Origin of the sequence: Mycobacterium sp. (assembly GCF_002863225.1) — a bacterium.
Lineage (GTDB): Bacteria > Actinomycetota > Actinomycetes > Mycobacteriales > Mycobacteriaceae > Mycobacterium.
The window spans coordinates 1-10272 of sequence record NZ_PKEK01000092.1 but is presented as its reverse complement, the minus strand read 5'-3'; the positions used below and the strand labels follow the sequence as shown (position 1 = coordinate 10272).

Below are 10272 nucleotides of genomic sequence, written 5' to 3'. Positions count from 1 at the left end.
GACACGCGGCAGTAAATGATAGACGCCACGCAGGGCGGGGCTTAGGCTCGGGCGTGGGAGGTGAGGCCGGTGAGCGACATGACACGGCTTCGGGCGTTGACCGAGGCGGGGTTGTTGCATCCGAACCCCGGCGGGGTGTTGGCGCCGTTGTTCACCAGCGAGTCGGGTTTCTTTCTGGCCTCCGACAAGGTGCAGGTGAAGTACGAGATGTTGCGGGCGCGTCTGGTCGACGGCCTGTCTGTATCGGAAGTTGCTGCGGCACATGGCTATTCGCGTGCAGCGTTCTATCTGGTGGCTGCTGCGTTCGATCAGGCGGGGATGGCGGGACTGCTCGACGAGCGGCGCGGCCGTCGTGGCCCGGTGAAGTTACGGCCGGAGATCGTGGAGTTTATCCGCGCCGAGGGCGGGTCGGGGGCCCAGATCGCCGAACAGGTGGCCGACCGGTTCGGGGTGCGGTTGCACCGGCGCACCATCGAGCGGGTGCGCGGCCGGTGAGCACCCGGTTGTTCTGGCCGCCGGTCGAGGCGGCGCAGGTCGACTACGAAACACTGCGCGCGCACGTGTGCGAGCACTCCCGGCTACCGGAGGGTCTGGCCGCGGCCCGGTTCGCCCGCCGCGGCCTGGCCGGGTTGATCGCGTGGCCTGCCGCCGAGCCGGTGTTTGTCGCCGAACTGCTCGTCGCTGCCCGTCCGGCATGGACACCGCACGACGATCCGCGGGTGGCGGCGCTGGCGGCGGGCTACCAGTTCCTGCTCGATGCCGCCGCACGCGTGGATTCGGTTGCCGCACTGGCACTGCCGGGCAGGGGACTGCGGTGAGGGCCGCGCTGTACGCGCGGGTGTCGACCGAGCGCCAAGCCGACCGCGGCACCATCGGCTCGCAGCTGGCGCTGCTGCGCGAACACGTCGCCGCCGCCGGTGACGAGCTGGTCGGCGAGTACGTCGATGATGGGCAGTCCGGGGCCCGGCTGGACCGGCCCGGCCTGGACGCGTTGCGTGATGCGGCCGAGGCCGGGCTCGTGCAACGGGTCTGGTGCCTGTCGCCGGACCGGCTCGCCAGCGCCTACGCCTACCAGGTGCTGGTGCTCGACGAGCTGGACCGCTTCGGAGTCACCGTCACATTCACCGACTCGCCTGGGCTGGCCGCCGACGACCCGCAGTCGGTACTGCTCACCCAGGTCCAGGGCGTGATCGCCGAATACGAGAAAGCCAAGATCGCCGAACGATACCGGCGCGGCAAACTGTTCCGGGCCCGCGCCGGGGAGATCGTCACCTGGAAAGCGTCCTACGGCTACCGCCGCATTGCCCGCAGCGCCGCCACCGGCCAAGCACACCACGAGATCTACGAACCCGAGGCCGCGGTGGTACGGCAGATCTTCACCGACCGCGCCGCCGGCATCACCGTGCGCGAGATCTGCCGCCGGCTCAACGCCGACGGAATACCCTCACCGACCGGCAAGCCCACCTGGGGCCATTCCACGCTCAGCCGGCTGCTGCGCAACGAGGCCTACATCGGCCGGGTCTACTACAACCGCACCGAATCGGTGCCCGACCGGAGCCCCACCCGCCGCAACCGGCAGGTCCCGCGCGACCGCGACGAATGGATCCCGATCGACTGCCCACGGATCATCTCCGACGAGCTGTTCCAGGCTGCAAGCCGCGTCGCCACCGATAACGCCAAGTGGAGCCCCCGCCGCGCCGAACCCGGCCAATGGCTGCTCAAAGGCCTTGTCAAATGCAGTATTTGCGGTGTGGGCGCCAACTGCCACAAGATGCGCGGCCGCAACGGCACCTGGCACCGCTACTACTACTGCCGCAACCACGACCCCATCCGTGCTGGCGGCGAATCGCGGCGCTGCCCCGAACGCAACATCCGCGCCGACGCCCTCGACACATTCGTGTTCGACCACATCCGCGCCGCGATCACCCACCCTGACCAGCTACTGGCCGGCGAACAAGCTGTCACACTGCACACCCCCATCCCCGACGACGAACTCCTCGCCGCCGAACTGGCCCGCCTCGACCGCAAGATCGACGCCGCCGACACCGAACAGCGCCGCCTGATCGACCTCTACCAGGGTGGGTTCATCGAACTTCCCGAAATGCAGCGCCGCGCCACCGAAGTCGCCGCACGCCGAAAAGAGCTGCAGCACAAGCGAACCAGCCTCGCTCACGAACGAACCGCGCTCGCCCGCGACAACCAGCTCCGATCCCGCGTCCACGACTTCGCCGCCCACATCCACGCCGTCATCGACACCCTCGATGACATCCAGAAACAACAGCTGTTGCGCCTACTCGTCGAAGACGTCCGGGTCACCGGCTGGCACGTCCAGATCCGGCTCCGCATCGCGCTGGACCCGCCACCACCCGACCCGCCACAGCCGACGCCGACCAGCCCAACCGGCAAACCATTGCCAGTCCCGCACCCAGTGTCAACCCAAGACGGTTTGCGTTCCGTTGGTGTCGATGAAAGGAGACAGCTACCGACTTAAGGACCGAGACCTCGGCCGCGTCCCCGCGGCCACAACTACCAAAGAAACCTAGGAGCGGGGTCCACTTTCAACCTACGCAAAGGGGTACAGATTCACCCGACGTTGACAGAAATGCACATCCGAGTTCCCAGCGATTGCATTGCCGAGCATGATTGCAGGGCACAAGTGGCACCTCGCCTGCGAGTTCTCCAACATGATCGAACAATCGAACTCACCCAACTCGTCCGGCCAGCAGTGAATCCCGCCTCGACGGACTACTGCACCGAGGGGATCATTCAGGCGGACGGTCGCGCGCCGAGCAGATCCAGCGGTTGCCGGCAACGTCGATAAAGACGGCGACGGTCCCGTACAGCTCGTGCCGTGGCTCGGTGAGGAACTCGACGCCCATGCTGCGCAACCGGTCGTACTCGGCGTCGAAGTCGTCAACGCGCAGAAACAGCCCAACGCGGCCCGCGAACTGGGTGCCGACTGCACGCACTTGGGACTCTCCGTCAGCCGGGGCGAGCAGGAGTGCGGTCGTCGCGCCGCGTGGGCGTACGACGACCCACCGCTTCGGCCGGCCGTCGTTGGTCAGGGATGGCGAGTCCTCGACCAATTCGAAGCCGAGGACGTCGACGAAGAAATGAATGGCGTCGTCGTAGTCGTCCACGATGAGCGCGAACTGTTCGAGAAACACCGTCGTCATGCAACCACAGCGCGCGGCCTGGGTGACGACACGCCTGACAGACGCCTAACGATAGACGCGCAAGTCGAATATCTTACGGACAGGATCGCCGCGCAGCCGCGCAGCCGCGCAGCCAGCGGACCCGGAGGCGGCCGTCGCCGTATGACTCGCCCGGGAAAATGCCGGGTAATGGTTAATGGAGTCGATGCCTCAGGAACTGCTCGACGCCCGGTCAGGGTTTCATCGCGATGGGCCCGCCGCGGCACACCAAGGTGCGCCGGCTGCTGGCCGCCGCGTTTACCCCCAAGCAGATCGCCCTGATCGGCGCCCAAATTCGCGGCAACGCCACACGGGTGGTCGATGACCTCGCACCCCGAGGCGAGGCCGACTTCGTCACCGAGTGCGCGGCGCTGCTGCCGATGCAAGCCCGGGCCGGTCGTTGTGGCTGCCTCACGGCCGGGTCCGATCAGCCGCGACACCTGAATCCTCCGACGACGTAGGGAGCGAGTAATGGTAGGAATTGTCGAGCGCACGGCAGGTGCCGCACGGCAACGGCTGTCCTCGGTGCTCATGGTTGCGGCTCCGCCCACGGTGGATGCGGCACTGCTGGACCTCAGCGATCGGTGGCCGACGCGCAGTCTCGCCGAGCCGCCTTCGGGTAGCGACCTGCAGCCGGTTATGGGCGACGCCGGATTCCCGTTGCTCGGTCACACCCTGGACTACATCCGTTTCGGCCCCCGATTCGCCCGCAGACGGTATGAGCGGTTCGGGCCGGTGTCGTGGATGGAGGCATACGGAACGCGCATCGTCGCCGTGGCCGGCCCGCTGCCACCCAGATCGTGTTGGCAAACAAGGATAAGGCCTTCCCCCAGGATGGGTGGACCTTCTTCATCGACCGGTTCTTTCACCGCGGCCTGATGCTGATGAGTTTCGATGAGCACCATATGCACCGGCGGATCATGCAAGAGGCATTCACCCGGGACCGGTTATCCAGCTATGTCGACCAGGTGGGGCCGTGTGCGCGTGCCAGCGTGCCAGCCTGGCCCACACAGCGGCCCGTGCGGGTCTATCCGCGGCTCAAGCGGCTTACCCTGGACATCGCCACCCAGGTATTCATGGGCCAACGCGGCGGCGCGGACACCGTCGGCATCAATCGGGCATTCGTTGCCACCGTCCGCGCCTCCAGCTCCATCGTGCGCGCACCCCTGCCGGGCACGCGCTGGAGGCCGGGGTGCGGGGGCGTCAAGTCCTCGAGTCGTATTTCACCCAGCATCTGCCCGCCGCGAGGGCCGGGCGCGGCGACGACCTATTCGCCGCGTTGTGTCACGCGAGCACGCCCTTGGGGGAGCAGTTCAGCGACGCCGACGTGGTCAATCACATGATCTTCCTTATGATGGCCGCCCATGACACATCGACCATCACGACCGCGGCAAGCATGTACCACCTCGCGAAGCGCCCCGACTGGCAGGAGCGCGCACGGAAGGAATCGCTGGCGCTCGGGGCCGCCCTTCCCGGCATCGAGGGGCTGGAGCCTCACCACGCTCGACCTGATCATCAGGGAGTCGCTGCGGCTGGTCGCGCCCGTTCCATTGGTCTTGCGCAAGACGGTGAAAGACACCGAGATACTCGGCCATTATCTTCCGGTGGGAACCATCGTCGCGGTGGCCCCCGCGGTGAACCACTTCGTGGGGGAGGGCTGGACCGATCCCGACCACTTTCACCCAGACCGGTTCTCGCCGGGTCGCGGCGAGGACCACGCGCACCGATTCGCCTGGATCCCGTTCGGCGGGGGCGCGCACAAGTGCATCGGCATGCACGTCGGGATGTGCCGCTCATCGAAAATGACCAGCGTTGCTCACTGAAAGTGACCACCCTGGCGCGTGTTCAGGGTAGCTCTATGTGGTCACCTCCGGGGTTCGGATATGGGCGGCGTCGGCGGGGATGACGACGGCGATGACCGCCACGTTCTGGCGGCAGTGGGGGCATCGGGTGACGCCGTTGGCGGCTGGAACGGCGTCGGCGACGTCGTGAACGCCGTCGGCGACGTCGTTGGCGACGCTGTCAGGGATGCGGCGGTTGCCGGCTTCCCAGGCGGCTTTTCGGCAGCGCGGCGAGCAGTAGCGGCGGTTGGGGTTTCGGGTGGTGACGGTGATGGTGGTGCCGCAGGTGTCACAGGTGTCACAGGTGCGGGTGGTCATGGTCGGGCCTCGGGGTGTAGTGCCCGGCGTAACGCGTCGCTGCGTTGTTGATGGGCGCGCATCCGATACGACGGCCCGTCGATGGAGACCACGATTCCGGTGTGCAGAAGACGATCCAAGACGGCCGCTGCAAGCATGGGGTCGCCGAGGCGTTCACCCCACCCGGCGATGCCGGTGTGGGAGGTGATGATCGTCGAGGATTTCAGGTAGCGCCGCGAGATCACTTCGAACAGAGCGGTGTTGGCTTCGGGGTCGGGATGGGTTCGGGCGTAGGCGAATTCGTCGATGACCAGTAAGCGGGGTCCGCAGAAGAACCGCATGCAGGTGGCCCACCGGCCCTCCAGGGCGGCTTTGCGGCAGCGCTTGGCCAGATCGTCGGCGGTGGTGAAATAGACGCGGTGACCGGCCTCGGCGGCCGAACGCGCCAGCCCGATGGCCAGCATGGTCTTCCCGGTACCGGGCGGTCCGACGAACAACACGTTGCCGGCGTCGTCGAGGAATCGCAGTGAGGCCAGCTCGCGCACGAGTTTCTCGTCGACGCCGGGCTGGGCGGTGAAGTCGAACCCGTCCAGACTGGATTGCGTTGGCAGACAGGCGAACCGCAGCCGTGACGCCAACCGGCGGGCCTGGGTCGTGTCGACCTCGACGGCCAGCAGCGCCTCGAGTGTCGCCACCGTCGAGCGGTCCTGGGTGCGGGCGGCGTCCAGGATGGCGGGCAGCGCCTCGGCCGCGGCCGGCAGCTTCAAGAAATCTAGGTGTGCGCGTAGCCGTTGATAGGTGGCGGCCTCGCCGGTGGCGGTGCTCATCGGACCTCCCCACCGTCGTGGACTGGCCTGATCGGTCGGGTGGCCGCGGCGTAGCGGGCGAAGTCGGCCACCACCTGCTGACAGTCGGGCGCCTGGTCGGTGCCGCGGATGCGGTCGGCCTCCGCGCGTGCCTCGGCGGTGGGTGGGCGGCGGTGTTTACGCCGATACGGCGGCCGGTCGGCGAAGTTGGCCAGCACCACCTTCTCCAGTGCGGCCACATGCTCATCAGCGCACACCACCGCGCCGGCGCCGTCGGGGCGCGGCGGTGCCGGGCCAGCACCACACCGGTGTCGGTGACCACGTCCACGGTGAGTTCACCCAGGCGGTGACGCACCAACAAACGCCGACCGGTGTGACCGGGCGGCACCGAATAGATGTTGCCCCGGAACGAGATCCGCGCCTGATTACTCACCGTGCGCGACACTTCCAGCACTGCCACATAGGGCGGCGGCACCGGACGCAGCCCTTCGGCGTCGGCTAATGCCCCGACCGTGGTGGCGGTCCCGCCACGCACGCGTTTGCGCCCATCCAGGCGCACACACACCCGATCCAGCCCAGCCTGGGCCTGGTCCTGGGTCACCTCGTCGCCCAGGGTGCGCCACCAGCGTTGCGCGATCACCCCGGCCGCCTTTTCCACCGCGCCCTTGCGCCAGGCGTGATAGGCCGGGCACACATCAACCCCGACCGCGTAATGGCGTGCGATCGGCCCGAACGACACCTGCAGCCGCCCGCTCTGGGGCTGGGCGACGGTCGACATCCGATCAAAACGCCACCGCCTGCTCAGCCCACCCAACCGGCGGGTGACTGCATCAAGGCCCTCCACCAGATGCGGCTGATCGGTCGACTCAGTCAACCAGCCCCGCCACCGCCCCGAACAGGGCAGCGCCCCAATCAACACATACGCCGTCTTGCCCCACCCCCACCCGGCCGGTGGATCGGGCAATTCCACCCAGTCCCACTGGGTTTCGGCTCCCGGTGGGTGCTCGATCACCGCCCGGTCCACGGTCTTGCCCTGCTTACACGACTGGCACACCGGCCGCAGCGCCCGCTCCCGGACCGCGCGGGTGAACGACGGATACGAACCGTCATAGCCCAGCGCGACGACCTCGTCGAACAACGTGGTCGCCCACAAATGCGGATCCGCGCCCAGCCGCAACCGACAATATTCGACATACTCGGCGAACGGGTCCGGTGCCGACCGCGAACGCACCCCCGGGGTGGCCTCCCCGGACAGATACCGGCGCACCGTCAACCGGGTCACCCCAAGATGGCGGGCGATCGCACTGACCGTCCAGCCCTGACTACGTAAAGCCTGTGCTTCCACAACCAACTCCCATGCGAGCATGAGGCGCGGCCCCTTCCACGAAACTCCGGACTCTGACACCCGGAGCCTGGAAGGGGTCCGCCTACAACCAGCGGATCTCAAACGGCGAGCCGCCCCTGGGGGTGGTCACTTTCGATGAGCAGGATTGGTCACTTTCAAATGAGCGGCGGCAGATGCTGGAGGTTAAGGCGATATTGCACGAAATGCTGCGAAACTATCAGTGGAGCGTTCCCCCCGACTACGAAGTTCGCTGGGACAACACCGCGCTCCCGGTCCCGGTTGACGGATTGCCGATTCGGTTCCAGGAGCTCAGACAACCGGTCGGAGGTGCCCCAACTGGGCGCGGCTGGCAATCGTGATGAGCCGCGCAGAGCCAAGTCTGTCTGCCCGGGCTCGCCGGGTGAAAACGGTCCCCGCATCGCCCCGCATGAATCGACTTTTGCGGGTTCATCTCTCGCCGTCGACGAGCAAACGAACGCACTCGTTCAGTCCCGACCGGAGTGGTCCTACCACGCCTAAGTCCTGACCGCCCGACCTCGCTCCCGGGTCGCCGGGGATGCAAGCCCGAGGTAGCGCAGTGCGACCTCCGATATGCGCCACCCGGTTTCGGCGCTATCGGCAGTCGGCAGCACGACGTGGCTGATCGTGAGGCGAATGAGGGCGTCGACACCATCGACAACGTCATCGGTATCGATCTCGGGGAAGTATTTACCGAACCAGCCAACCAGCCGCGCAGAGGCAAGCCCAAGCATCGACGCCGACGTGGTCAGCAGCGGAAGCACCCCCGTATCTTCCGTGCGGCTCTCCGAGCCGGGGGACGTCAGCACCGACTTCAGCAGTGGGCTGGCTGCGGCTTCATCTAATGTATAGCGGACCGCCGCTGGGATCGCTTCCTCGACGGCACTGGAGTGTGCATCGAGCGTCGCTCCGATCCCGACCAGAAATCTCTCGGCTTCCTTGAGCACGAGCGCGTCCCCGAGCCCCTGCTTGTCTCCGAACTCCTTGTACAGGGTCGGACGAGACACGCCGATCAGGGCGGCAACCTCGCTCATTCGGACGCGATCCCAGCCCTTTTCCACCGTCAGCGCGTGCGCGGCGCGGATCGCCTCCTCGCGCAGGTGTTTGCGAAACGACAACCGCAGAGATCCGTCGACCACCCCCCAATGGTAACAGCCAGACTTTAACTGCCAATAACTGGACAGTCGAGGGTCCTTGCGGCGGGTGTAAACGACACCCGGAATCTTTCGACAAATGCCCCGCGTCTTCGGCTCAGGCCCACTGGCTAACCGGTAGGTCCGTGCGCGGATAGTCGAGCCTGCCCGTGGCCATGCGATGAACATCAATTACCCATCATCGACTGTGCGCTGCGGAGTACCCGCGGGCTAGAGGGCGCGGGAGATGATCTCTTTCATGATCTCGTTGGTGCCGGCGTAGATCTTCTGCACGCGGTTGTCAGCCCATAGTCGGGCGATCGGGTACTCGGTCATGTAGCCGTAGCCGCCGTGTAGTTGCAGGCACTCATCTACGGCGATCATGGCCCGCTCGGTGGTCCACCACTTGGCCATCGCGACCGTCGGGATGTCGAGTTCGCCGCGCAGGTGACGGGCAACGCAGTCGTCCACGAAAACACGGGCGATCCGGGCGTCGGTGGCGACCTCGGCGAGCTTGAATCTGGTGTTTTGATATGCGAGCACCGGCTTGCTGAAGACGTGCCGGTCCTTGGTGTAGGCCAGGGTGTGTGCGAGCGCGCTTTCCATGGAGATGACGGCGCCGACGGCGAGGATGAGCCGCTCCTGGGGCAGTTGGTGCATGAGCTGGACGAAGCCCTGCCCTTCGGCGGTGCCCAGCAGGTTGGTGACCGGAATGCGAACGTCGTCGAAGAACAACTCGCAGGTGTCCTGGCCGCGTTGGCCGATCTTGTCCAGGACGCGGCCACGGCGGAAGCCGTCCCGTGTCGCCTCCACGAGGATCAACGAGATTCCATCGGCACCGCGGGTGGCGTCGGTTTTGGCGACGACGAGGAACAGGTCTGCCTGTCCGCCGTTGGTGATGAACGTCTTCGACCCATTCACCATGTAGTCGTCACCGTCGCGACGGGCGGTGCTCGTCACGCTTTGTAGATCCGAGCCGGTAGCGGGCTCGGTCATCGCGATGGCGCCGATAACCTCCCCGGTGGCCATCTTCGGCAGCCACTGGTGCTTTTGTTCTTCGGTTCCATAGGTGTTGAGGTAGTGCGCAACGATGCCGCTGTGCAGGGCCGCACCCCAGGAGGTGTCACCGATACGAGCCTGCTCCTCGATAAGCACCGCCTCGTGGGCAAATGTGCCGCCCCCGCCCCCGTATTGCTGGGGGATGGAGATACATAGCAGTCCGAGCGCACCGGCCTCGTCCACAGATCCCGATCGACATGATGCTGTTCGACGAATTTCTCGATGTTCGGGGTGATCTCCTTCTCGCAGAACGAGCGCGCCAGCGCCCGCAACGCGTCCAGGTCTTCGTCCATCCAACACGAGCGATACGCCGTCATCGAGATCGTTCCTTCGCGCCAGGTGCCGGTTGCGGGCCCGGCTGCTCGGTTTGCCGCCGAACCATCGGCATATACAACATGTACTCGTCTGACCGGTACTATGCAATAGTGTACGCAGCGTTACTTAAATGACAAGCATCCGCGTTGACTCATCGAAAATGCGCGCGTAGGGGTAGTCGTTGCCTCATCTGAGAATGCGCGCGTGCGGCGCGCCTGCCCGACCCCGATCGTGGCGCCGGATAGGCCGAGACGATGGGGCTAT

The 10272-nt window shown here is 66.2% G+C and carries 10 protein-coding genes and 1 pseudogene; 5 read left to right on the top strand and 6 right to left on the bottom strand.

Annotated elements, in window-relative coordinates; all coding sequences use genetic code 11:
• Window positions 1-78 precede the first annotated feature (78 nt).
• From CYU59_RS25880 to CYU59_RS25870, 3 genes are read left to right on the top strand one after another with little or no spacing between them, the layout of a single operon-like run.
• Complete coding sequence (locus tag CYU59_RS25880) at window positions 79-495, top strand: helix-turn-helix domain-containing protein (RefSeq protein ID WP_293004145.1); 417 nt, start codon at window positions 79-81, stop codon at window positions 493-495.
• Window positions 492-818: a hypothetical protein gene (locus CYU59_RS25875; protein WP_293004143.1), complete on the top strand. Its 327-nt coding sequence runs from the start codon at window positions 492-494 to the stop codon at window positions 816-818. The genes CYU59_RS25880 and CYU59_RS25875 overlap by 4 nt, the downstream gene beginning before the upstream one ends.
• The gene (locus CYU59_RS25870) at window positions 815-2491 is read left to right on the top strand and encodes a recombinase family protein (protein ID WP_293004142.1); all 1677 of its coding nucleotides are present in this window, start codon (window positions 815-817) and stop codon (window positions 2489-2491) included. Before CYU59_RS25875 ends, CYU59_RS25870 begins: the two co-directional genes overlap by 4 nt.
• A gap of 271 nt (window positions 2492-2762) precedes the next feature.
• On the opposite strand, the gene CYU59_RS25865 is transcribed toward CYU59_RS25870, so the two are convergent.
• Window positions 2763-3176 (bottom strand): VOC family protein, encoded by a 414-nt coding sequence (locus CYU59_RS25865; RefSeq protein ID WP_293004141.1) that lies wholly within the window; start codon window positions 3174-3176, stop codon window positions 2763-2765.
• 227 nt (window positions 3177-3403) lie between these two features.
• Here CYU59_RS25865 and CYU59_RS25860 point away from each other — a divergent pair, with 227 nt between their 5' ends.
• Window positions 3404-3655, top strand: a complete 252-nt coding sequence (locus CYU59_RS25860) for a hypothetical protein (RefSeq protein ID WP_293004140.1) — start codon at window positions 3404-3406, stop codon at window positions 3653-3655.
• 10 nt (window positions 3656-3665) lie between these two features.
• A pseudogene (locus tag CYU59_RS25855) lies at window positions 3666-4969 on the top strand (cytochrome P450); the annotation flags it as partial.
• A gap of 81 nt (window positions 4970-5050) precedes the next feature.
• Here CYU59_RS25855 and CYU59_RS25850 read toward each other — a convergent pair.
• The 5 genes from CYU59_RS25850 to CYU59_RS25830 all read right to left on the bottom strand — a co-directional run bounded on the left by CYU59_RS25850 (window position 5051) and on the right by CYU59_RS25830 (window position 9993).
• Window positions 5051-5353: a DNA gyrase inhibitor YacG gene (locus tag CYU59_RS25850; RefSeq protein ID WP_293004139.1), complete on the bottom strand. Its 303-nt coding sequence runs from the start codon at window positions 5351-5353 to the stop codon at window positions 5051-5053.
• Window positions 5350-6159 carry an IS21-like element helper ATPase IstB gene (istB, locus tag CYU59_RS25845; RefSeq protein ID WP_293004138.1) on the bottom strand — a complete coding sequence of 270 codons (810 nt, stop codon included), beginning with the start codon at window positions 6157-6159 and terminating at the stop codon, window positions 5350-5352. Before istB ends, CYU59_RS25850 begins: the two co-directional genes overlap by 4 nt.
• Window positions 6156-6398: a hypothetical protein gene (locus CYU59_RS25840; protein ID WP_293004137.1), complete on the bottom strand. Its 243-nt coding sequence runs from the start codon at window positions 6396-6398 to the stop codon at window positions 6156-6158. The genes istB and CYU59_RS25840 overlap by 4 nt, the downstream gene beginning before the upstream one ends.
• 1600 nt (window positions 6399-7998) lie before the next feature.
• Window positions 7999-8601 carry a TetR/AcrR family transcriptional regulator gene (locus tag CYU59_RS25835; protein WP_293004144.1) on the bottom strand — a complete coding sequence of 201 codons (603 nt, stop codon included), beginning with the start codon at window positions 8599-8601 and terminating at the stop codon, window positions 7999-8001.
• Window positions 8602-8865: 264 nt separating this feature from the next.
• On the bottom strand, window positions 8866-9993 hold the full coding sequence (locus tag CYU59_RS25830; RefSeq protein WP_363115325.1) for an acyl-CoA dehydrogenase family protein: 1128 nt from the start codon (window positions 9991-9993) through the stop codon (window positions 8866-8868).
• Window positions 9994-10272 lie beyond the last annotated feature (279 nt).